Annotated in this window: 21 protein-coding genes; 3 read left to right on the plus strand and 18 right to left on the minus strand. The window is 65.9% G+C overall.

Annotation, left to right across the window (positions count from 1 at the left end; translation table 11 throughout):
* The first annotated feature begins 21 nt into the window (after positions 1–21).
* Both ACFSX5_RS04320 and ACFSX5_RS04325 read left to right on the plus strand, forming a co-directional pair.
* On the plus strand, positions 22–798 hold the full coding sequence (locus ACFSX5_RS04320; RefSeq protein WP_386832063.1) for an SDR family NAD(P)-dependent oxidoreductase: 777 nt from the start codon (positions 22–24) through the stop codon (positions 796–798).
* A gap of 77 nt (positions 799–875) precedes the next feature.
* Positions 876–1,085, plus strand: a complete 210-nt coding sequence (locus ACFSX5_RS04325) for a hypothetical protein (RefSeq protein WP_386832064.1) — start codon at positions 876–878, stop codon at positions 1,083–1,085.
* Here the strand turns inward: ACFSX5_RS04325 and ACFSX5_RS04330 are convergent.
* From ACFSX5_RS04330 to epmA, 3 genes are read right to left on the minus strand one after another with little or no spacing between them, the layout of a single operon-like run.
* Complete coding sequence (locus ACFSX5_RS04330; RefSeq protein ID WP_386832065.1) at positions 1,082–1,393, minus strand: hypothetical protein; 312 nt, start codon at positions 1,391–1,393, stop codon at positions 1,082–1,084. The genes ACFSX5_RS04325 and ACFSX5_RS04330 overlap by 4 nt on opposite strands.
* Before the next feature lie 4 nt (positions 1,394–1,397).
* Positions 1,398–2,426 carry a lysine-2,3-aminomutase-like protein gene (locus tag ACFSX5_RS04335; protein WP_386832066.1) on the minus strand — a complete coding sequence of 343 codons (1,029 nt, stop codon included), beginning with the start codon at positions 2,424–2,426 and terminating at the stop codon, positions 1,398–1,400.
* A complete protein-coding gene (gene epmA, locus ACFSX5_RS04340) occupies positions 2,423–3,481 on the minus strand; it encodes an EF-P lysine aminoacylase EpmA (protein ID WP_386832067.1) in 1,059 nt (352 codons plus the stop codon). The genes ACFSX5_RS04335 and epmA overlap by 4 nt, the downstream gene beginning before the upstream one ends.
* Before the next feature lie 129 nt (positions 3,482–3,610).
* Between epmA and efp the strand changes: the two genes are divergently transcribed.
* Positions 3,611–4,180 carry an elongation factor P gene (efp, locus tag ACFSX5_RS04345; RefSeq protein WP_386832068.1) on the plus strand — a complete coding sequence of 190 codons (570 nt, stop codon included), beginning with the start codon at positions 3,611–3,613 and terminating at the stop codon, positions 4,178–4,180.
* A 45-nt stretch (positions 4,181–4,225) separates the two neighbouring features.
* Here efp and ACFSX5_RS04350 read toward each other — a convergent pair whose 3' ends face one another.
* The 15 genes from ACFSX5_RS04350 to ACFSX5_RS04420 form a co-directional block, all read right to left on the minus strand.
* Positions 4,226–4,450, minus strand: a complete 225-nt coding sequence (locus ACFSX5_RS04350) for a DUF2934 domain-containing protein (protein ID WP_386832069.1) — start codon at positions 4,448–4,450, stop codon at positions 4,226–4,228.
* A gap of 32 nt (positions 4,451–4,482) precedes the next feature.
* Positions 4,483–4,974 (minus strand): YciE/YciF ferroxidase family protein, encoded by a 492-nt coding sequence (locus ACFSX5_RS04355; RefSeq protein WP_386832070.1) that lies wholly within the window; start codon positions 4,972–4,974, stop codon positions 4,483–4,485.
* A gap of 87 nt (positions 4,975–5,061) precedes the next feature.
* Complete coding sequence (locus tag ACFSX5_RS04360; protein WP_386832071.1) at positions 5,062–6,030, minus strand: acetylxylan esterase; 969 nt, start codon at positions 6,028–6,030, stop codon at positions 5,062–5,064.
* Positions 6,031–6,100: 70 nt separating this feature from the next.
* Entirely contained in the window at positions 6,101–6,877 is a 777-nt protein-coding gene (locus ACFSX5_RS04365) for an exodeoxyribonuclease III (RefSeq protein ID WP_386835572.1), read from the minus strand.
* Positions 6,874–7,518 (minus strand): alpha/beta hydrolase family protein, encoded by a 645-nt coding sequence (locus ACFSX5_RS04370; RefSeq protein WP_386832072.1) that lies wholly within the window; start codon positions 7,516–7,518, stop codon positions 6,874–6,876. The genes ACFSX5_RS04365 and ACFSX5_RS04370 overlap by 4 nt, the downstream gene beginning before the upstream one ends.
* Before the next feature lies 1 nt (position 7,519).
* The gene (locus ACFSX5_RS04375) at positions 7,520–8,599 is read right to left on the minus strand and encodes a tetratricopeptide repeat protein (protein ID WP_386832073.1); all 1,080 of its coding nucleotides are present in this window, start codon (positions 8,597–8,599) and stop codon (positions 7,520–7,522) included.
* A 3-nt stretch (positions 8,600–8,602) separates the two neighbouring features.
* Positions 8,603–9,514, minus strand: coding sequence for a non-homologous end joining protein Ku (gene ku, locus ACFSX5_RS04380; RefSeq protein WP_386832074.1), 912 nt, complete (start codon positions 9,512–9,514; stop codon positions 8,603–8,605).
* A gap of 43 nt (positions 9,515–9,557) precedes the next feature.
* Complete coding sequence (ligD, locus tag ACFSX5_RS04385) at positions 9,558–11,999, minus strand: DNA ligase D (RefSeq protein ID WP_386832075.1); 2,442 nt, start codon at positions 11,997–11,999, stop codon at positions 9,558–9,560.
* 6 nt (positions 12,000–12,005) lie between these two features.
* Positions 12,006–13,592, minus strand: a complete 1,587-nt coding sequence (locus tag ACFSX5_RS04390; protein ID WP_386832076.1) for an FGGY-family carbohydrate kinase — start codon at positions 13,590–13,592, stop codon at positions 12,006–12,008.
* 61 nt (positions 13,593–13,653) lie between these two features.
* Positions 13,654–15,129, minus strand: a complete 1,476-nt coding sequence (locus ACFSX5_RS04395; RefSeq protein ID WP_386832077.1) for a mannitol dehydrogenase family protein — start codon at positions 15,127–15,129, stop codon at positions 13,654–13,656.
* A gap of 141 nt (positions 15,130–15,270) precedes the next feature.
* The gene (locus ACFSX5_RS04400) at positions 15,271–16,275 is read right to left on the minus strand and encodes an ABC transporter ATP-binding protein (protein ID WP_386832078.1); all 1,005 of its coding nucleotides are present in this window, start codon (positions 16,273–16,275) and stop codon (positions 15,271–15,273) included.
* Positions 16,276–16,447: 172 nt separating this feature from the next.
* Positions 16,448–17,278 (minus strand): carbohydrate ABC transporter permease, encoded by an 831-nt coding sequence (locus ACFSX5_RS04405; RefSeq protein ID WP_386832079.1) that lies wholly within the window; start codon positions 17,276–17,278, stop codon positions 16,448–16,450.
* 168 nt (positions 17,279–17,446) lie between these two features.
* On the minus strand, positions 17,447–18,319 hold the full coding sequence (locus ACFSX5_RS04410) for a carbohydrate ABC transporter permease (protein WP_386832080.1): 873 nt from the start codon (positions 18,317–18,319) through the stop codon (positions 17,447–17,449).
* Between the two features lie 177 nt (positions 18,320–18,496).
* A complete protein-coding gene (locus tag ACFSX5_RS04415; RefSeq protein ID WP_386832081.1) occupies positions 18,497–19,807 on the minus strand; it encodes an ABC transporter substrate-binding protein in 1,311 nt (436 codons plus the stop codon).
* A gap of 123 nt (positions 19,808–19,930) precedes the next feature.
* On the minus strand, positions 19,931–20,887 hold the full coding sequence (locus tag ACFSX5_RS04420) for a sugar-binding transcriptional regulator (protein ID WP_386832082.1): 957 nt from the start codon (positions 20,885–20,887) through the stop codon (positions 19,931–19,933).
* Positions 20,888–21,024 lie beyond the last annotated feature (137 nt).

Below are 21,024 nucleotides of genomic sequence, written 5' to 3' on the forward strand. Positions count from 1 at the left end.
TCCCCAACCGCAAGTACCCGCATGTACCAGCTTCTCGATCCTACCCGCTTCGTTGTCTTCATCACCGGCGCCACCTCCGGCTTCGGCGCCGCCGCCGCCCGCCGCTATGTGGCGGCCGGTGGCAAGGTGATCGCCACCGGCCGCCGCGGTGATCGCCTGGAGGCGCTGCAGCAGGAGCTCGGGGCGGACAACTGCCACATCATCGAGCTCGACGTCCGCGACCGGGCCGCGATGGAGCGGGCGATCGCCGCAATCCCGGCGCCGTTCGACGGCATCAACGTGGTGCTCGCCAATGCCGGTCTGGCCCTCGGCCTGCAACCCGCTGCCGAGGCCGACCTCGACGACTGGCAGACCATGATCGACACCAACATCTCCGGCCTCGTCTACACCGTCCGGCTGTTGCTCCCCGGCTTGATCGAGCGCGGCGGCGGCCATGTGGTCACGCTCGGCTCCGTCGCCGGCGAATTCGCCTATCCCGGCGGTTCCGTCTATGGCGCCAGCAAAGCCTTCGTGCGCCACTTCGCCCTCAATCTCCGCTCCGATCTGCAGGGCAAGAACGTTCGGGTCACCGACATCGAGCCGGGCCTGACCGAGACCGAATTCTCCCTCGTCCGCTTCAAGGGCGACGAGGACAAGGCATCCAAACCCTATTCCGGCACCAAGGCCATGACCGCCGAGGACATCGCCGAATCGATCTTCTGGGTCACCTCGCTGCCGGAGCACGTCAACGTCAACAAGATCCAGATGATGGCAACGACGCAGGCGATCGGCCCCTTCGACATCTATCGTGAGGGCTGATCCGCCGCCGGCAGCGAGACTGCCGTCAACTATGACAGGGATCGCTGCGTTGCTCTCCCAGAGCCAGGAGAAGCACCATGACCAAACCCGACGACCAGCAGGTGAGCCGCACCAACGAGGAGGCCAACCGCCGCTTCAACGGCGAAGGCCGGCAGACACCCAATGATGGCGAAACGGCTTCCGAGGTGGAGAAGACCAACCGGAAGGCCAATGCCGAGTTCAATGACGATACGCCCGAGCCGGGCATCGGCAACACGGTCGGCGGCATCAGCGGCAGCCCCGACTAGAGCTCCCGCCGCCGCTTGATCTCGAGGATGCGGTCGGTATCGCTGGCCTGGAGAAACCGGCCGCGCTCGAGGATTTCGAGCGCATATTCCTCATAGGTGAGGCCGAGCTTGGCCGCGCGGCAGGCGCGCATCACCGCGATTTCGACCGGGATGCCATGGTAGGCGTCGTGAACCGCCGCCTTCCATTCGAAATATTTGCCGAAGGGGCCGTTGCCCCACTCATGTGCCGGCTCGTCCAGCGGTGGCCCGCCATTGTGCCCGATCTCTGCCATGTCGCTCAGTGTGACGGGAGCGAGGGAAGCCGGCAATGCGTCATTCACCGGTGTAGCGGTGTTCCTGTCCCTGCCAGTCGCGAATGGTGAAGCAGCCGTCGCCACGGGTGACCGCGCTTTCCCCCAGCACCGACTTGCCGTGCCCACCGGGGATGTCGAGTACATAGGTTGGCTGCGCCAGGCCCGAGATTCGGCCCCGCAGCGCCGCCACCAGCTTCTGTCCTTCCTCGATACCGAGGCGGAAATGGCTGGTGCCCGGCGCCAGGTCCGGATGGTGCAGATAGTAGGGCTTGATGCGGTTCTCGACGAAGGTCTTCATCAGCGCCGCCAGCGTCTCGACGTCGTCGTTGACGCCCCTGAGCAGCACCGACTGGCTGACCAGCACCACCCCGGCATCGGCCAGCCGCGCCACGGCCTCCCGCGCCGCCGGGCTGAACTCGCGCTTGTGGTTGGCGTGGACGGCCAAATACGTCGCCTTGCCGCTGGCCTTGAGCGCCGCCACCATCGCCGCATCGACGCGTTCCGGCTCCACCACCGGCACCCGGGTGTGAAAGCGCACCACCCTGACGTGCTCGATCTCGGCCAGCCGGCGCATGATCGCCTCGAGTCGCCGCGGCGACAGCACCAGCGGATCCCCGCCGGTGAGGATCACCTCCCACACCTCCGGATGCGCCGCGATATAGCCGATCGCAGCGTCGAGTTCGGCCGAGGTCAGCGTCCCCAGCCCCGCCGGTCCCACCATCTCGCGCCGGAAGCAGAAGCGGCAATAGACCGGGCAGACATGCACCGCCTTCAGCAGCACCCGATCGGGATAGCGGTGCACGATCCCCTCCACCGGCGAATGCGCCAGATCCCCGATCGGATCGGCGCGCTCCTGAGGCTGAGTCACCAATTCCTCGACGCTGGGCACGAACTGCCGCGCAATCGGATCGTCAGGATCGCCGCGGTCGATCAACTCTACCAGCGCCGGGCTGACGGCCACCGCATAGCGCTCCGCCACCTGCTCCAGCGCCGGATCGCGCTCGGTCAGCCCCGCCGCCGCCAGGTCCTCGATGGAGCGCAGGGTCATTCCGCCACCGGTGCCCACAGCACCTGCTCGATGCGTTGCGCGCCTGTCGCCAGCATCACCAGCCGGTCGAACCCCATCGCGACCCCACTCGCGTCGGGCATCAGCGCGAGTGCTGCGAGGAAGTCCTCATCCAGCGGATAGGTCTCGTTATAGAGCCGTTGTTTTTCGTTCATCTCGGCGGCAAAACGGCGGCGCTGCTCCTCGGGATCGGTGAGTTCGCCGAAGCCATTGGCCAGCTCCACCCCCGCCGCATAAATCTCGAAGCGCTCGCTGACCCGCCGGTCGCCCGGCACCCGCCGCGCCAGCGCCGCCTCGGCCGCCGGATAGCGGTCAAGCACGGTGATGCGGCCATTGCCCAGCCGCGGCTCCACCTTCTCGACCAGGATCCGGCTGAAGAGATAGCTCCAACTCCGGTCCTCCGGCACCTCCAACCCGCGCCCAAGCATTTGAGCCGCCAGCATCTCCCCGTCCGGCACCCCCTCGGCGTCCATGGTCGCCAACAGGTCGATGCCGGCATGCGCCAGAAACGCCTCCGCCACTCTCACCCGCTCCACCTCGGCCCGCGGATCGCATTCCCGCCCGCGGAAGCTGAACCGCTCGACACCGGTAACCTCCGCCGCCAGCCGGATGATCGCCACGCAATCGGCGATCACCGCATCATACGGCTCCTCCGCCCGGTACCATTCGAGCATGGTGAACTCGGGATGGTGCAGCGCACTGCGCTCGCGATTGCGCCACACATGCTGCAGGCTCGCGATCCGCCGTTCCCCCGCAGCGAGCAGCTTCTTCATGGTGAATTCGGGCGAGGTATGGAGATAGCGCCGCTGCCCCACCCCGTCATTGCCGATCATCTCGGTGGCAAAGGCATGCAGATGCGTCTCGTTGCCGGGCGAGCGCTGCAGCCCCGGCGGATCGACGATCAGAAAATCCCGCTCGGCGAGATAGGCCCGCACCGCCGCCTCGATCCGGTTGCGCGCAACCAGGATCGGCCGCCGGTCGGCATGCACCGCCGGCGTCCACCACGGCGAAACAGGGCTGGAGCGCACAGGGTTCATTTGACCTTTGTCGCCGTCGAGTCTGGCGGATTTGCGTGGAATGCGGTATCGGGCGCACGACAACCAGATGCCGGCGCGGGGACGGTCCAGCCTCTACGACGCGCTGCCGATACGAACAAGGAAGAATTCATGGTCAAGGTCATCGCCTCGTCGCTCCGCAAGGGCAACGTCGTCGAACAGGATGGCAAGCTCTATGTCGTGCTGACGGCGGAGAACATCCACCCCGGCAAGGGCGCCTCGGTCACCCAGGTCGACATGCGCCGCATCGTCGATGGCGTGAAGGTCTCCGAGCGCTGGCGCACCACCGAGCAGGTGGAAAAGGCCGACGTGGACGACCGCGAATACGACTTCCTCTACGAGGACGGCGAAGGGTTCCACTTCATGAACCCCGAAAACTACGAGCAGATCACCGTCCCCAAGGACGTCATCGGCGATCAGGCGCCCTATCTCACCGATGGCATGAAGGTGCACCTGATGACCCATGAGGGCGTCGCCCTCTCCATGGAACTGCCCCAGCGCGTGACGCTCGAGATCATCGACACCGAGCCGGTGGTGAAGGGCCAGACCGCTTCCTCCTCCTACAAGCCGGCGACGCTGAGCAACGGCCTGCGCGTGATGGTGCCGCCCCATATCGGCACCGGCACCCGCATCGTTATCCTCACCGAGGACAACTCCTACGTCGAGCGCGCCAAGGACTGATCCGGCACATCCCGGATGTGAAAACGGGCCCCGCGGGGCCCGTTTCTATTTGTCGTCTTCGATCTCTTCGGCGGCTTCCAGCCAGTTGGCCTCGGCGCGCCCGATCGGCGTGCCCTCGGCCAGCCACTTGTCATAGGCGAGCTGGCGCTGATGCATTTCCTTGGCCTTGACCCAATAGGAAAAGCTCTGCCCCTCCGGACGGCCATCCTGTTCCCACAGGAAATAGGCCGTCCGTCGGATCGCCTCGGCGAGGCTCGAGTTTTTCAGCATCGTCGCCGTGCCGCCCCACAACAGAGATGCGCTTACGCCGCCTTCTGGTTGGCGCTGGCTTCAGCCACCTGGGTCAGCTTCTTGTCGGTGGCGATCTCTTCCTGCAGGGTCTGGTCCAGGAGCTTGACGGCATCGTTGAGGCCGAGCTGCTGTGCCCAGGTCTTCAGCGTGCCATAGCGGGCGATCTCGTAGTGCTCGACGGCCTGTGCCGAGGAAACGAGACCGGCATCCAGGGCCTGCGTGCCCTTGAATTCCTGCATGATTTCCTTGCCCTCGTCGATGATGCCGAGGATGGCCTCGCAGGTCTTGCCGCGCGGAGCCTTCCCGATCATCTCGAACACCTGTTCGAGGCGCTCGATCTGGCCTTCGGTTTCCTGAGCGTGCTGCTCGAAGCCGGCGCGGACCTCATCCGACTCGGCCGCCTTGGCCATCTTCGGCAAGGTCTTCAGGATCTGCTTTTCGGCGTAGTAGATGTCCTTGAGGGTGTCGAGAAAGAGATCTTCAAGGGTCTTTTCGGTAGCCATTGTGTCGTTCTCCAGGTCAGAGGGGGGACTGCCCCTGCAACGGAGAGACCAGACGGTGGTTCCTGCGGACGCGCAAAGATGGTCGAATCAGGGCTGGAATCTTTCTCCCAGCCAGGTCATCTGCCGGGCGTCCTGGAAAGGTCCGCCCCCTTCGTGGTTGTTGTAGTCGTACTCAACGATCGTCTTCTTGCCCGCGAAGGCCTGATAGGCGCCATACACCGTCGACGGCGGGCAGACGTCATCCATCAGCGCCACCGAGAACAGCGCTTCCGCCTGTGACTGTCGGGCGAAGCAGACCCCGTCGAAATACCGCAGCGTCTCGAGCACGACATCAGCCTTGTCGCGATGCTGGGCGAGGAAGCGAACGATCTCGAGATAGGGGTCGCGCCCCGCCTTCTGCAGCGCCCGCGGAAAATCGCAGAGGAAAGGCACGTCGGGCATTACCGCCTTGACCGCCGGGTGCAGCCCCGCCACCGCCAGCGCGATGCCGCCGCCCTGGCTGCCGCCGCAGACGGCCACCCGATCCGGATCGACGAAGTCCTGCCCCAGCATGGCGTCGACTGCCCGCACCCCGTCCGTGAACACGCGGCGATAATAGTAGTCCTCCTTGGCCAGCACGCCCTTGGTCATCATGCCGGGAATGGAGGGTGTGGTCCCCACCGGGTCAGCCGTCGCCCCGGTGCTCCACCCGCTGCCCTGGCCGCGCGTGTCCATGCGGAAATGGGCATACCCCGAGGCTGCCCAATGCAGGTTCTCGTGCGGAAAGCCGCGCCCGCCGCCATAGCCGACATACTGAACCAGCAGCGGCAACCGCCCCTTGCGCTCGCGGGGGAGATACAGCCATCCCTTGACCGGTTGGCCGTCGAAGCCGGGGAAGGTGACATCGAAGACCTCTACCAGCTTCAGCCTGGTCTTGGCGGGCACCATCTCCACTGCCCCACCGGCAGTTCTCGCCGCGGCGATGGTGGCGTCCCAGAAGGCGCTGAAATCGGCCGGCGTCTCGACGCTGCTGCGATAAGCCCCGAGTTCGGGCTGGATGAGGTCGGGATAGGGCATGGTCTGCTCTGGTGCTGCGTTGGCGCGGTGGATGGGCCGCAGCACTCAAGCACGTTATCGCTGCGCGAAACTACTGGTGCTTCAAGCTAATCCACACCGGCGCGTGATCGCTCGCCCCTTCGCGCCCCCGCACCTCGCGATCCACACCCGCGCCGTTGAGCCGCCGCAACAGCTTTTTCGAGAGCAACAGATGGTCGAGCCGCAGCCCGGCATTCCGCTCCCATCGCTGCCGCATATAGTCCCAGAATGTGTAGACGGTCTCGTCGGGGAAGCGCTTGCGGATGGCGTCGGTCCAGCCTTGCGCCAGCAGACGCTGGAACAGCTCGCGGCTTTCCGGCTGCACCAGCGCATTGTCCTTGTAGGAACTGGTCGGGTAGATGTCGCGCGGCTCCGGCACGATGTTGTAGTCGCCCGCCAGCACCACCGGCAGGCCGGTCTCCCACAACTCGGCTGCGTGCGCCAGCAGCCGCTCGGTCCAGGCCAGCTTGTAGTCAAACTTCGGCCCCGGCTGCGGATTGCCGTTCGGGGCATAGAGGCAGCCAATGAGAACGCCGTTGACCGCCGCCTCGATATAGCGCGCTTGCTGGTCGCCCGGATCCCCCGGCAGTTCATCCCGCGTCAGCACCGGGTCGGCGCCCTTGGCGAGGATCGCAACCCCGTTCCAGCTCGACTGGCCCTTCCACACCGCACCGTACCCGGCATCGGCCAGCGCCGTGACCGGGAACATCCGGTCCGTGCATTTGAGCTCCTGCAGGCACACCACGTCGGGCGCCGCGTCAGCCAGCCAGTCCATCAGATTGGTCAGGCGCTTGTTGATGCCGTTGATGTTGTAGGTGGCGATCTTCACGAGCCGAGGCGCGACGCCCACTCGTCCACCTTCTCCGCCATGGCCCTGAGGTGATCGGCGGTCGAGAAGCCGGAAATCGCCTTGCGCGGTTTCAGGTCGTGATCGCCGTCCTCGAGCCAGAACACTTCGATACTGTCCGACAGGCCGTACTCGCCGACCTCGTAGCGATCGCCCATCTCGTCGCGCGTGCCCTGGCAGATCAGTGTCGGCGTCTTGAGCTCGATCAGGTGCGCCGTGCGCAATTGTTGCGGCCGCCCCAGCGGGTGGAATGGGTAGCCGAGACACAGCAGGCCACTGATCCGGCGGGCATCGAACAGCGCATCGGCCACCATGCTGGCGACGCGCCCGCCCATCGACTTGCCGCCGATGATCAGCGGCCCGTTGGTTGGGCCCAGATCCTCCACCGCTGCCAGGTATTCCGGGATCACCGTCTCCGCCTTGGGCGGGGGCTTCTTGCCGGCAGAAGTCCGCCGGCTCGCCATATAGGCGAACTCGAAGCGGGCGACACGGAAGCCCTGTGCCGCCAGCGCCTTGGTCGCCGCGTTCATCGAGGCCGAGTCCATCGGTGCGCCTGCACCATGCGCCAGCAGCAGCGTCACCCGCGCGTCTTCGGAGCCGTCGAACAGGAATTCCGTCGTCATCTCAGCTTGCCGTCCGCCGCGCCAGCCGGTCGGCGAGCCCCACCCCGGCACGGGCACGACGCGCCCAGTCCGAGGTCGAGTCGTGCTCGAGATATTTGAGCCAGTATTGCCGGGCGGCACTCAGATCGCCGGCTTCGTATTCCAGCGCGCCGAGATTGTAGGCCGCATCGGCATAGTCCGGGTCGATCCGCACGGCCGTCGCCAGATGCTGCCGGGCTGCCTCGATGCGCCCCATCTCCCGCAGCACGCCCCCCTGGTTGAACCAGGCTTCAACGAACAGCCGGTCACGCTTCAGCGCCGTCGCATACGCCTCCATGGCGCCCTCCAGGTCACCCAGGCGGCGCAGGCAGTTGCCGAGGTTGAAGGCGGCAGTCGCATCGGTCGGGTCGATGGCGACGCAATGGGCGTAGAGCCTTGCGGCCTCGGCAAACAACTCTGCCTCCTCCGCCACTTCGGCATGGCCGAAATAGTCCTCGGCGTCTTCGACCGGGTCCTCGAGCGGCAGCAAGCGCTGCCCGTTGAGTTCGGCGCGCGAATGGATGTCCCGCGCCACGATCCGGTCCGGCCCGGCAACGTCGAGCGTCAGCGCCGTCAGCGAGCCCACCGGTCCGATGCTGTGCACGGCCCGCGCGATCGCATGCCAGTCCGCGCCGCTGGCGAGCAGACCGGCATATTTGCGGGCGAGGATCACGTCGCGAAAGGAGAATGGCTCCGCATGGTGCTCGAAGGCGTCGAACAGCGCCAGCAGGTCGAACACAATGGAGTCGAGCCGGGACTGTTCGAGCACAGAGTCCCGCGAAATCGTCGCCGGCGGCAGCGCCGGCAGCGTGCCCATGGCGCGCAGCAGCCCGTTCTCGCTCAACAGCCGCACCCCGGCCTCACGGGCTGCCGCAACCTTGGCCTCGATACTGGCTGCATCGCTGCGCAGCAGCAAGTTGCGCCCGAACACGGCCACGGTCGTGCCGCGCATCAGAGAACGGTGCAGCCGCCCGCCCATGGCGTCGATCCGGCGAGCAGCGAGGCGCAGCGGCAGGGCCTGCAGCGCCCCGATCACCCCGTAGCTCTCGCCATGTGCAGTCATGCGTTACGCCTTTTTGCGTGGCGCCTTCGGTTTGGCCGCTGCCTTGCTGGCTTCCACGGCCGCCTTGAGCGACACCTTGGCCGCGGACTCCTTCGGCGCCGCCTGCTTGGGTGCAGCCTTCGGCTTGCTCTTGGCGGCCGGCTTGGCCTCACCCAGACTCGCCTTCAGCGCATCCATCAGGTTGATGACGTTACCACGTTCGGGCGCCGCTGCGATGATCGGCTTGTGGCCTTTCAACTTCTCCTTGATCATCGACATCAGGGCCGCCTCGTAGCGGTCCTCGTATTGGCGCGGATCGAAGTCGGTCACCTTCTGGTCGATGAGCTTCTGGGCGAGATCCAGCATCTCCTGATCCGGATTGCCGACCGGAATGCTGTCGAAATACTCGGCCGTGCCGCGCACCTCGTTGGGGTTGCGCAGCGTGGTCACGAACATGCCCTTGTCGCGCGCGCCGATGGTCACCACCCGCTCGCGGCTCGACAGCACCAGCCGCGCGATCGCCACCTTGCCGCTGCGGCGCATGGCTTCGCGCAGCACGATGAAGGTTTCCTCGGCCATCGCCCCGTCCGGCGCCAGGTAGTAGGGGGAGTCCTGGTAGATGACGTCCACCTCGCTCTCGTCGACGAAAGCCTCGATGTTGAGGGTGTGGTTGGATTCGATCCGCACCGCCTCGAGATCGCTGTCCTCGACGATAATGTATTGCTTGGGCTCGTACTCGTAGCCGCGCACCAGGTCCGAGCGCTCGACCAGCCCCAGCTCGGGGTCGACCGGCTTCATGTTGATACGATTGTGGGTGTCCTTGTGGAGCTGGTTGAAGCTGATGCGCTCGGAGGCGCTCGTGGCGGGGAACAGCTTCACCGCACAGCTCACCAGGCTCAGACGCAGATGCCCCTTCCAACTGGCTCGTGGAGCCATGACCGCCTCCTCAACGCGCTTACTACGTGCAACCGGGCAGTAATCATGTGGGAAGGTCGCGTGCGGACTCGTTAATCTCCGCCCACGGGTCTCCCGCAGTGGTTAACAAACCTGGAAGCGAAGAGTAGTTGAGGTCAGCCGGAGAGTCGATGGACTCCAGATCCTCCCAACTGACCGGCGTCGAAGCCGGCAGGTGCGGCCGCGCCCGGAGGGAATAGGCCGACACCGCCGTGGCGCTGCGGGCGTTGCGGTGGAAGTCGATGAAGATGCGCCGCTTGCGGTTCTCGGCGCCCATGGTGGTGACGAAGGTATCCGGCCCCGACTTCGCCAGCAGCGTCGCCATCCGCGCCGTCGCCTCATGCGCCGTCTTCCAGTTGAGCTTGGGGTTGATCGGCACCACCAGGTGCACCCCCTTGCCGCCCGAGGTCTTGACGAACGGCACCACCCCCAGCGCCTCGAGCTCGCCCCTGAGGTGCACCGCCGCATTGACCACATCGCGCCACTCGATGCCCTCGCCGGGGTCGAGGTCGAAGATCACCCGGTCCGGTTTCTCGATATGGGTGCGGCGCGTGCCCCAGGCGTGGAACTCCACCACCCCGAACTGCGCCAGCGCCAGATAGCCCTTGGCATCCTCGACCGAAAGATAGGTCTGCGGCTCCCCTTCCGAGGTCTTGCTGGCGACCGTTTTCAGCGTCGTCGGCATCCCGGTGAACGGGTGGCGCTGGAAGAAGCAGTCGTTCGGCCTGCCCGTCGGACACCGGAACAGCGACACCGGGCGCCCGATCAGGTGCGGCAGCATGAAGTCGCCGACCGCGGCATAATAGACGGCGATATCGAGCTTGGTCGGCCCCGAGCGGCCGAACAATCGCCGCGTCGGGTTGGTCACCCAGATGCCGGCAAGGTCCGCGTCGGAGATGAAGCGCTGGCGAGACTGCTGCGGCGCTGCAGTCAGTTCCACTTCCCGCAAGCCTTTGAACACACCGTGCCGGATCAGGCCGTCGGCGGTAACGTTAGTAAACCGGATTTTTGCAGAAAGTACCGGTTTCACCGCCAGAATGTCCCGCGGTGCACCCTCGAACTTGTCCTCGATCCGCAACGCCTCCAGCCGCTGCAGCAGGTCCGCCATGGTCGCCGCATCGAAGCCGGTTCCCACCTTTCCCCGGTACACCAGTTCCCCATCGACCCACTCCCCCATGCCCAGCGCGCCGATGCCTCCCGCCGCTGCGGAGGGAGTGTAACCTCCTATTACATATACCTTTTCCTGCGGCGCCTTGATCTTGAGCCAGCTCGAACTGCGCCCCCCGATATAAGGTCCATCAGCTCGCTTGGAGACGATTCCCTCGAGCCCGATCTGCGCCGCCTGCTCGTAAAGCCCGGTCCCGTCCCCCTCGACATGGTCGCTGTACTGGATCGGCGAGCGCCCACCCAAGCTTCCGGAAAGAAGCTGCGCCAACAAGGGCTTACGCTTGACCAGCGGCACCTGCCGCAGGTCCCAGCCGTCGAGGTACAGCAGGTCGAAAGCATAGAAAACCAGCCGGCTACCCGCCCCCTCCGAGAGCGCCTCCTGCAGCAGCCCGAAGCGGCTGATGCCCCGGGCGTCCGGCACCACGATCTCCCCGTCGATGATGGCCTCCTTGCACGGCAGCGCCCCGAAAGCCGCTGGCAGGTCGCCATAGCGGCGGCTCCAGTCGAGCCCGCCACGCGTGATCAGCCGCGCCGAACCTCCCGACAGGTAAGCCATGGTGCGATAGCCATCGAACTTGATCTCGTGCAGCCATCGCGCATTGCGCGAGGGGGCCGGCGGTTCATCGGCGGGGCTCGCGAGTTGCAGATCCACCTTGTCCGGCATCGGCGCCTTGACCGCACCACTGACGCGCCCGGGCTGCGGCTTGCTGCGCTTCACCGGCTGCGCCGGCACCGGCGTTACCAATTGCTCGATCCGCCGCCCGGTCTTCACGCTTTCCGGCCGCTCTTCCAGGATATCCCGGGCCGGATCGGCGCTGGTGTCCCGTTCCTTAAAGAACAGCCAGTTCTTCTTGCCCTTGTCTTCCGGTTTCGCCTTCAACCGCGTCAGCATCCAGCCGCCACCGAGCTTTTGGCCCGCAAGGCGGAACTTGAAGGCGCCCTTTTCAAGGTCGGCGTGCGGATCGCCCATGGGCGCCCACGTTCCGGTGTCCCAGACGATCATCGGCCCGCCGCCATACTCGCCCTCGGGGATCACTCCCTCGAAGTCGATATATTCCACCGGGTGATCCTCGGTCTGGACCGCCAACCGCTTCTCGGCGGGGTCAAGTGACGGCCCCTTGGGCACCGCCCAGCTCTTCAGCACCCCATCCAGTTCGAGCCGGAGATCGTAATGATCCGCCGTCGCCGAGTGCTTGTGCACCACGAAGCGGTTGCCGCCTTCCCCCTCGCTGCCGGCCGGTTCACTGGTGCGGGAGAAATCGCGCTTGTTGCGATAGGGCTCGAGCTTGCCGCGCGCCATGGCCGGTCAAACCATCGCGTCGATCGCCTGCCGCTGCCGCAGCATTTCGAGGAAGATGCGATAATCCTTGTCGTACGCTGCTCTCAGCGCCGGGTCGGGCGCGCGCTCGCGGCCGCCTTGCTGCATGGCGGTGCAGGCTGCATCCAGGCTCGGGTACTGCCCTGCGGCCGTTGCCGCCACCATGGCCATGCCGAGCAGGGTGGCGTCCGGCGCCGCGGATTCCACCACACGGCAGCCGGTCGCATCGGCATAAAGCTCCATCAACAGCGGGTTCTTGGTGTGGCCCCCAGTCACGTGGAGGGTGTCGATCGCATAGCCGCGCGTGTTCAGCGTTTCCAAAATATGCCGCACACCCAAGGCGATGCCGACGCAGGCGCGCCAATAGAGCCGGCACAGCGAGTCGAAGTCGCTGTCGAGCGTGAGGCCGGAGATCACCCCCAGCGCATTCGGGTCGGCCAGTGGCGAACGGTTGCCGTGGAAGTCCGGAAGAACATGCAGGCGCTCAGCGAATGCGGTGCCCTCGGCAGCGCGCAGTTCTCCGACCCGCAGGGCGATGGCCGCATGCCGGTCCGGTGTCGGCTGGCCTCCGGCGGCATGCCAACTGATGATGTGGTCGAGCAGCGCTCCCGTGGCGGATTGCCCGCCTTCGTTGAGCCAGGCACCGGGCAGCACCGCCCCGCAATACGGCCCCCAAACGCCGCCGATCGGCCGCGCCTCGGCCGACAGCGCCATGACGCAACTCGAGGTGCCGGCGATCAGCGCCAGATGCCGATCGATGGTCTCGACGTCGCCGGCGAAGGCGCCGAGCACCCCGAGTGCTCCGGCGTGAGCATCGATCAGCCCTGCTCCGACGCGCACCTTCGTCGTCAGCCCCAAGTCAGCGGCGGCCTTGGGCGTCAGTGCACCCAGATCGTCGCCGACAGGGCTCGCTCGATCCGGTAGCGCCGCCCTCTCCCGCAGGTCTTCGAGCCCCACCTGCCCGAGAAAATCGTCCTGCCAGCCGGGTGTCTCGTGCCCGAGATAGGTCCACTTGCACACCAGCGTCGATTGCGACCGGGCCAGCGATCCCGTCGCCTTCCAGGACAGGCAATCGGCGAGGTCGAGCATGATGCCGGCCCGGCTCCAGCTCTCCGGCAGGCGCCGCTTCAGCCACATGAGCTTGGGCGCTTCCATCTCCGGCGACATCACGCCGCCGATGAAATCCAGCACCCGGTGACCGGTGGCGGTGCATTCCTCCGCCTCCGCCAGGGCCCGGTGGTCGAGCCAGACGATGGTGTCCCACTGATCGCCGCCCTGACGGGAAACCGTCACCGGCCGCCCTTCGGCATCGCGGATTACCAGGGAACAGGTGGCATCGAAGCCGATGCCGACGACCTGCGCGGGCTCAGCCGCCGCTTCCCGCATGGCCCCACGCACCGCGGCACAGACGGCCTGCCAGATCTGTTCGCTATCGTGTTCGGCGTGATTGGCGTCGGTGCGCCGCATGCTGATCGGGTGTTCGTCGCGGCCGAGCAGGGTGCCGGAGGGCGTGAAAACGCCGGCCCGGGCGCTGCCCGTGCCGACGTCCACTCCCACCAAGAGGCTGTCCCTCACCCGTCCGCCGTACCTTTGTTGCTTTGGAGCGGAGCTTACAGGATCGGCAGGTTCCGGCAACTCACTCGTCGGAAGCGAGGTAGTGTTCCAGCGTAGCGGCGGTGCCGGTGGACCACAGGCGATCGAGCCAAGTGCCGAAAGAACCAGCGAAAATCGTGCTGTCGGAGAGTTCGCCATAGATGTCGCGCATGGCGAGCCAGGCCCGGGGGTCGGTGCGCGCCAGCCGGGCCTGGGCGGTCAGGCGGTCCCAGTTCGGATCGTTGGGTGCGATCTCGGCGCCGCTGTCGGTGACGCCGTAGCAATAGCGGCACCACAGGGCACTCACCAGCGACAAACCGGTTGCTTTCCGTTCCCGTTTCACCCGGTCGAGAGCAGAAGGAATGATGAATTTCGGTTGTCTATTGCTACCGTCGAGCGCCAATCGGCGGATGGTGTCGCCGATCTTGGGATTGGCGAAGCGACGCTGGCAGAGCGCGAGGTATTCGAGCAAGTCGGTGCCGGGCACCGGTGGCACCACCGGGATGATCTCCTCGGTCTCGACCTTGGTGAGGAAGGCGCCGACCAGGGGATGCTCCATGGCCTCGTGGACGAAGTGAATGTCGAGCAGGCCAGCGGGATAGGCGATCGTTGCGTGACCGCCATTGAGGATGCGGATCTTCATGTGCTCGTAGGGGGCGACGTCGGGCACGAACTGCACGCCGACCTGCTCGAGCGCCGGGCGGCCGGTGGGGAAATTGTCCTCGAGCACCCATTGGCGGAAGCTCTCGCAGAACACCGGCCAGTTGTCCTCGATGCCATACTCGTCGCGCAGCACCTGCTTCTCGCGGTCGGAGGTGGCGGGGGTGATGCGGTCGACCATGCCGTTGGGGAAGGCGACGCTGTCGCGCACCCACTGCGCCAGGGCTGGATCGACGAGTTCGGCGAGGCCCACCACGGCGTTCGCGGTGACGTGGCCGTTGCCGGGGATGTTGTCGCAGCTCATCACCGTGAAGGGCTGGATGCCGGACTGGCGCCGCCGCACCAGCCCGGCAAGGATCAGTCCGAACACCGTTTTCGGGCTGTCGATGTTCCGCGCATCCCAGGCGATGTCGGGATGGGTCGGATCGAATTGTTGCGAGGCGGGGTCGATGTAGTAGCCGCCCTCGGTGATGGTCAGCGACACGATCCGGATCGCCGGATCGGCGAGCCGGGCGATGATCGCTGCGGCATCGCCCGGGCGAAGATAGTCGATCATCGCCCCGGTGATGCGCGCCGAGCTGGCCTCGGCCTCCTGCTCCACCACCGTGGTCAGCCAGTCCTGCGCCATGAGCTGCTGGCGCATCGCCTCGTCGGTGTCGCGCACGCCGGCGCCGACGATGGCCCAGTCATGCCCGGCGCCGGTGGCGAACAGGTCGTCGAGATAGACCGCCTGGTGGGCGCGGTGGAAATTGCCGACACCGAAATGAACGATCCCGGCGGTGAGGCCACTGCGGTCATAAGCCGGTCTTGCGGCAGTGGTGATGGCATCGAGGCTGCGGGCGGAGAGCTTGGTGGTCATTCTGTGATTCCGGACAAAGCACCGGCACACCGGTTCGTCGTCATTGCCGGGCTCGTCCCGGCAATCCAGGTGCACCGGCCGCGGACTGGATCACCGGGCCACGCCCGGTGATGACGAAGGAACGATGGGTCAGTGTGGTCATCAGAGTGCATTGCCGGCCTGATCGAAGCGGTAGATGCGGGCCGTGTCGGGGGTGAGCCACACGGCGTCGCCGTGAGAGAAGGTCTGGTCGCCATCGGTGCGGACGGTGACCAGCCCCAGCCCGTCGGTATCGACATGAAGGAAGGTGTCCGAACCGAGCTGTTCGGCGACCGTGACCCGACCGGACCAGGTGCCGGCGCCCTGGGTGGTCGAGAGGGCGATGTGCTCGGGGCGGACGCCTATCGAATGGGCGTTGTGCTTCTGCGCCTCGGCGCCATCGACGAAGTTCATCTTGGGCGAGCCGATGAAGCCCGCCACGAACCGGTTGGCGGGCTGTTTGTAGAGTTCGAGCGGCGAGCCGAATTGCTCGACGCGGCCGGCATTCAGCACCACGATACGGTCCGCCATGGTCATGGCCTCGACCTGGTCGTGGGTGACGTAGATCATGGTGGTCTTGAGCTGCTGGTGGAGTTCGGTGATCTCGAGCCGCATGTTGACGCGCAGGGCGGCATCGAGGTTGCTCAATGGCTCATCGAACAGGAAGGCCTTGGGCTCGCGAACGATGGCGCGGCCGATGGCGACGCGCTGGCGCTGGCCGCCGGACAGGGCACGCGGGCGACGGTCCAGATAGCTCGACAGGTTCAGCGTGCGGGCGGCGTATTCGACCTTCTGATCGATGACCTCCCTGGGCGCCTTGGCCATCTTCAAGGGGAAGGCGATGTTGTCGCGCACGGTCATGTGCGGATAGAGCGCATAGCTCTGGAACACCATGGCGAGGCCGCGGCGAGCCGGCGGCGCCTTGGTGACATCCTGCCCGTCGAGGAGGATGCGGCCCTTCGTGGTGTCCTCGAGTCCGGCGATCAACCGCAACAGCGTGGACTTGCCGCAGCCCGACGGGCCGACAAAGACCACGAACTCACCATCGCGGATGTCGAGCGAGATGTCGGGGATGACCTGGACCTCGCCGAAGGACTTGTTGACGTTTTCGAGGGTGATGGAGCCCATGGTGTCCTCTACCGGCAGGAGGTCGGAGATTGTGCCTCCCTCCCCCCTTGAGGGGGAGGGTTGGGGTGGGGGGTCGTGCGGTGGCCCACTAAGGGACCCCCTCCCTCGGTCCCTCCCCTCAAGGGGGAGGGAAGGGCAGGAACTGATGCAGCTATGATGGGACAGGAGACCATCACTTCACCGCTCCAAATGTCAGGCCGCGGACGAGCTGCTTCTGGCTGAACCAGCCGAGCAAGAGGATCGGGGCGATGGCGAGCAGGGATGCGGCGGAGAGTTTTGCCAGGAACAGGCCTTGCGGTGACGAGAACGAACTGATGAACGCCGTCAGCGTGCCGGCGCGGCCCGAGGTCAGGGTGATGGTCCAGAACGCCTCGTTCCAGGCGAGGATGACGTTGAGCAACAGGGTCGAGGCGATGCCGGGAATTGCCATCGGCACCAGCACATGGGTGATCTCGTTCCAGAGCTCGGCCCCGTCCATGCGGGCGGCTTCGAGGATGTCGACCGGGATTTCCTTGAAGTAGGTGTAAAGCATCCAGATGATGATCGGCAGGTTGATCAGCGTCATGATCACCGTCAGCCCGTGCAGGGTGTCGAGCAGCCTGAGGTCGCGGAAGATCAGGTAGATCGGGATGAGGACGCCCACCGCCGGCATCATCTTGGTGGAGAGCATCCACATGAGGACGTCCTTGGTGCGCTTGGTGGGCGCGAAGGCCATGGCCCAGGCGGCGGGGATAGCGATGATCAGCCCGATCAGGGTCGAGCCGACCGAGACGATGATCGAGTTGGTGGCGTGCTTGATGTAGTCGGACCGCGCCTGCACCGCGCCGAAGTTCTCGAGCGTGAAGGTCTCGGGCAGGAAGGTCGGCGGCGAGGCGATGGCCTCGGCCTCGGTCTTGAAGGCGGTGAGGACCGTCCACAGGATGGGCGAGAACAACAGCAGCGCGATGGCCCAGGCGAGAAGGGTGAAGCCGGTCTTGGTGGCGGTGGAGGCGTTGCGAGCCATCAGTGTGTCTCCGCCGAGATTTCGTGGGTGTGGAGGGACACCCCCCTCCCGGCCTCCCCCGCAAGGGGGGAGGTGCTGCGACGGTGCGGGTGGCAAGATCGTGCCACGGAGTGGAGGTCCACCTCCCCCCTTGCGGGGGAGGACGGGAGGGGGGGTCTCGTCACGACCTCAAGCATCGAGGTTCCTCCCCACGGCGCGCATCAGGAAGATGGCGACGATGTTGGCGAGGATCACCGCCACCACGCCGCCGGCCGAGCCGGCGCCGATGTCGTTCGAGAGGATGCCGGTGCGGAACACCAGGAAGGTGAGGTTGGTGGAGGCGTAGCCCGGGCCGCCGCCGGTGGTGACGCGGATTTCGGCGAAGATGCCGAGCAGGAAGATGGTCTGGATCAGGATGACGATGGTGATCGCCCGGGCCATGTGCGGCAGGATGATGTACCAGAAGCGGTTGAGGGCATTGGCGCCATCCATCTCGGCCGCCTCGCGCTGCTCTTCCGACAGCGACTGCAGCGCGGTCAGCAGGATCAGCGTCGCGAACGGCAGCCACTGCCAGGCGACGATGACGATGATCGAGAACAGCGGGTACTGGTTGAACCAGTCGACGGGCTGGAGGCCCAGGAAGTCCCAGAGGTGCCCCAGCATGCCGTAGCCGGGGTGCATGAAGCCGTTCTTCCAGATCAGCGCGGCGACCGGCGGCATGACGAAGAACGGGGAGATGACGAGGATGCGGAGGATCCCCTGCCCCCAGATCGGCTGATCGAGCAGCAGCGCGAGGAAGGTGCCGCCGACGACGGTGATCAAGAGCACGCCGCCCACCAGCAGCAGGGTGTTGACCAGCGCCTGGGTGAAGCTCGGATCGCCGATGACGTAGAGGTAGTTCCCCCAGCCGGCAAAGCCGGTCATCATCGGGTTGAGCAAATTGTAGTTCTGGAACGAGAACCACAGGGTCATCGCCAGCGGCACGATCATCCAGACAAAGAGCAGGATGACCGCCGGCGCCATCATGACGCGGGAGAGAGTGCGGGTCTGCTGGGTTGCCATGTGGTGATCCCGTATCCGTGGAGGGAACCCCCTCCCTGGCCCTCCCCGCAAGGGGGAGGGTGGCTTCGGCGTGTGTGGCGAGATGGTGCCACCGAGTGGAGATCACCCTCCCCCTTGCGGGGAGGGATGGGAGGGGGTGCGCATTGCATCCCCTCCCGCGCCCCCGGGAGGAGGTCTCTACTTGATGTAGCCGGCGCGGGTCATGTCGCGGGTGGCGGCGTCCTGGGCCTGGGCCAGGGCATCATCGGCACTCATCTGGCCGGCGAGAGCGGCGGAGAAGAGCTGGCCGACATTGGTGGCAATACCGGCGAATTCCGGAATGGCCACGAACTGCACGCCGGTATAAGGCACCGGATCGACCGTCGGCTCGGCCGGATTGGCGGCGTTGATGGAGTCGAGCGTCATCTGCGCGAAGGGCGCCGCCGCCTGATATTCCGGGTTCTCGTAGAGCGAGGTGCGGGTGCCGGGAGGCACGTTGGCCCAGCCTTCTTTCTCGGCCACCAGGGCGAGGTAATCCTTGCTGGTCGCCCAGTTGATGAACTGCTCGGCGGCTTCCTTGTTCTGCGAGGAATTCGGAATGGCGAGCGACCAGGCCCAGAGCCAGTTGCCGCGCTTGCCGAGCCCGTTGTCGGGTGCGAGGGCGAAGCCGACCTTGTCGGCTACGGTGGAATCTTCCGGATTGGTGACGAACGAGGCGGCCACGGTGGCGTCGATCCACATGCCGCATTTGCCCTGCTGGAACAGGGTCAGGTTCTCGTTGAAGCCGTTGGAGGAGGCGCCGGCCGGACCGGCATCGGCCATCAGCGACAAATACGTGTCGAGCGTTTCCTTCCACTCGGGCGAGTCGAACTGCGGCACCCAGTTCTCGTCGAACCAGCGGGCACCAAACGAGTTGGACATCGCCGTCAGGAACGCCATGTTCTCGCCCCAGCCGGCCTTGCCGCGCAGGCAGATGCCGTTGATGTCGTTGTCGCGATCGGTCATGGCGCGGGCCGCTTCGCCGATGAACTCCCAGGTGGGCTCGTCCGGCATTTCGAGACCGGCCTCTTCCATCAGGTCGGTGCGATACATGATGAAGCTCGACTCGCCATAGAACGGGGCGGCGTAGAGCTTGCCCTCATAGCTGAGGCCCTCGCGGATCGGCGGCAGGATGTCGTCGACATCGTATTCGGGATCGGCGGTGAGCGCGTCGAGCGGGGCCAGCCAGCCCTGGCGCGCCCAGATCGGCGCCTCATAGGTGCCGATGGTCATGATGTCGTACTGCCCGCCATTGGTGGCGATGTCGGTGGTGACGTTCTGGCGCAGGGTGTTTTCTTCCAGCACCACCCAGTTGAGCTGGATGCCGGTTTCGTCGGTGAACTGGCTCGACAGCCCCTGCATGCGCACCATGTCGCCATTGTTGACGGTGGCGATGGTCAGCGTCTGGGCCGAAGCCGAGGCCGCGAGCGCAAGGGTGAACGCGCCCACGAGAACGGGTGTGAGTTTCATCGATATCCTCCCAAGCCGAGGCGAGCAAATGCCTCAGTCATGGGCAAATGTTCACCTTCTTTGCGCACGGAAGTCAAGCCGGGTTGTGCAGGACCCTGCCAATCCACGGCTGGGTGGGGAAAGTCAGCCGGCGAGCAGCGCTTCGGCGGTCAGCTCGTCGGTGATGAGTCCGTTGGCGAGGCGCCGGTTCACCACTGCGCGGATACCGGGCAATTTCTTGCTGCCCTTGGCAATTGCCACCACCAGGGACTGCTCGCGGGATGGAATCGGGGCGGAGGCCACCCGCTCATTGGTCTGTCCGTCGATCAGCCGCCCGTCGGCGTCGAAGGCCCAGCCGCAGATCTCGCCCACGGCACCGGCCTTCTGCAGCGCCTTGAGCTCGGCTTCGGTGATGAACCCGTCGAGATAGAGCGGCGCCTCGGGGCCCATTTCGCCGACGCCGATGAAGGTCACGTCGGCGTGGGCTGCCAGCGCCAGCGTCGGCCGGATCATCGGCTGGGCGTGGAGCAGCTCGCGCTCCTGTGCGGAGGAGGCGATCACCGGCAGCGGCATAGGGAAGCTGCGCGCCTTGACGCTGTCGGCGATGTTGAAGATGACGTTGTAGTAGGCCGCCGAACCGTCCGGGGCGATATTGCCGGTGAGCGACACCACCTTGTGGTGCTGGCACTCCATCGGCATCAGCTGTTCCACCGCGGCCTTGAGCGTGCGGCCGGTACCGACCGCCATGACGATGGGGTCGGTGCGCTTCAGCCAGCGCTCGATCTCGGCGGCACCGGCTTCGGCGACCCCGATGGTGGTCGAGGCGCTGGCGGGATCGGACGGCACCACCTCGACGAGGTCGAGCGCGAAGCGCGACTTGAGCCGAGCCGCCAGATCCATGCAGCGCCCGATGGGGTGATCGAGCCGCACCTTGATCAGCCCTTCGCTGACCGACAGCGACACCAGCCGCTGCGCCGACTGGCGCGAGATGCCGAGCTTGGCGGCGATTTCTTCCTGGGTGTTGCCGGCCACATAGTAGAGCCAGCCGGCGCGCGCCGCGTCGTCCAGGCGGCTGGTGGAGCTATCCGTCTTCTGCGCCATTGGTGGTCCTGCGATTTGGCCGGAGTATTCGGCCAGCGGCCGCCATGGCGCAAGTCCCCGATAGCCGCGGGGGCTCTCCCTTGACCCAGATCAAGACAACAGGGGCGCAAAACCGGCTTAGTGGGCTCAGCTCCGAG

Source organism: Devosia albogilva (assembly GCF_042685625.1).
Taxonomy (GTDB): Bacteria; Pseudomonadota; Alphaproteobacteria; order Rhizobiales; family Devosiaceae; genus Devosia; species Devosia albogilva.

What these genes read in the sequence shown, in the direction of transcription:
- ACFSX5_RS04320 (WP_386832063.1), top strand. Translation starts at nt 22, where the DNA reads ATGTACCAGCTTCTCGATCCTACCCGCTTCGTTGTCTTCATCACCGGC.
- ACFSX5_RS04325 (WP_386832064.1), top strand. Translation starts at nt 876, where the DNA reads ATGACCAAACCCGACGACCAGCAGGTGAGCCGCACCAACGAGGAGGCC.
- ACFSX5_RS04335 (WP_386832066.1), bottom strand. Translation starts at nt 2,426, where the DNA reads ATGACCCTGCGCTCCATCGAGGACCTGGCGGCGGCGGGGCTGACCGAG.
- epmA (WP_386832067.1), bottom strand. Translation starts at nt 3,481, where the DNA reads ATGAACCCTGTGCGCTCCAGCCCTGTTTCGCCGTGGTGGACGCCGGCG.
- efp (WP_386832068.1), top strand. Translation starts at nt 3,611, where the DNA reads ATGGTCAAGGTCATCGCCTCGTCGCTCCGCAAGGGCAACGTCGTCGAA.
- ACFSX5_RS04350 (WP_386832069.1), bottom strand. Translation starts at nt 4,450, where the DNA reads ATGCTGAAAAACTCGAGCCTCGCCGAGGCGATCCGACGGACGGCCTAT.
- ACFSX5_RS04355 (WP_386832070.1), bottom strand. Translation starts at nt 4,974, where the DNA reads ATGGCTACCGAAAAGACCCTTGAAGATCTCTTTCTCGACACCCTCAAG.
- ACFSX5_RS04360 (WP_386832071.1), bottom strand. Translation starts at nt 6,030, where the DNA reads ATGCCCTATCCCGACCTCATCCAGCCCGAACTCGGGGCTTATCGCAGC.
- ACFSX5_RS04370 (WP_386832072.1), bottom strand. Translation starts at nt 7,518, where the DNA reads ATGACGACGGAATTCCTGTTCGACGGCTCCGAAGACGCGCGGGTGACG.
- ACFSX5_RS04375 (WP_386832073.1), bottom strand. Translation starts at nt 8,599, where the DNA reads ATGACTGCACATGGCGAGAGCTACGGGGTGATCGGGGCGCTGCAGGCC.
- ku (WP_386832074.1), bottom strand. Translation starts at nt 9,514, where the DNA reads ATGGCTCCACGAGCCAGTTGGAAGGGGCATCTGCGTCTGAGCCTGGTG.
- ligD (WP_386832075.1), bottom strand. Translation starts at nt 11,999, where the DNA reads ATGGCGCGCGGCAAGCTCGAGCCCTATCGCAACAAGCGCGATTTCTCC.
- ACFSX5_RS04395 (WP_386832077.1), bottom strand. Translation starts at nt 15,129, where the DNA reads ATGACCACCAAGCTCTCCGCCCGCAGCCTCGATGCCATCACCACTGCC.
- ACFSX5_RS04400 (WP_386832078.1), bottom strand. Translation starts at nt 16,275, where the DNA reads ATGGGCTCCATCACCCTCGAAAACGTCAACAAGTCCTTCGGCGAGGTC.
- ACFSX5_RS04405 (WP_386832079.1), bottom strand. Translation starts at nt 17,278, where the DNA reads ATGGCTCGCAACGCCTCCACCGCCACCAAGACCGGCTTCACCCTTCTC.
- ACFSX5_RS04410 (WP_386832080.1), bottom strand. Translation starts at nt 18,319, where the DNA reads ATGGCAACCCAGCAGACCCGCACTCTCTCCCGCGTCATGATGGCGCCG.
- ACFSX5_RS04415 (WP_386832081.1), bottom strand. Translation starts at nt 19,807, where the DNA reads ATGAAACTCACACCCGTTCTCGTGGGCGCGTTCACCCTTGCGCTCGCG.
- ACFSX5_RS04420 (WP_386832082.1), bottom strand. Translation starts at nt 20,887, where the DNA reads ATGGCGCAGAAGACGGATAGCTCCACCAGCCGCCTGGACGACGCGGCG.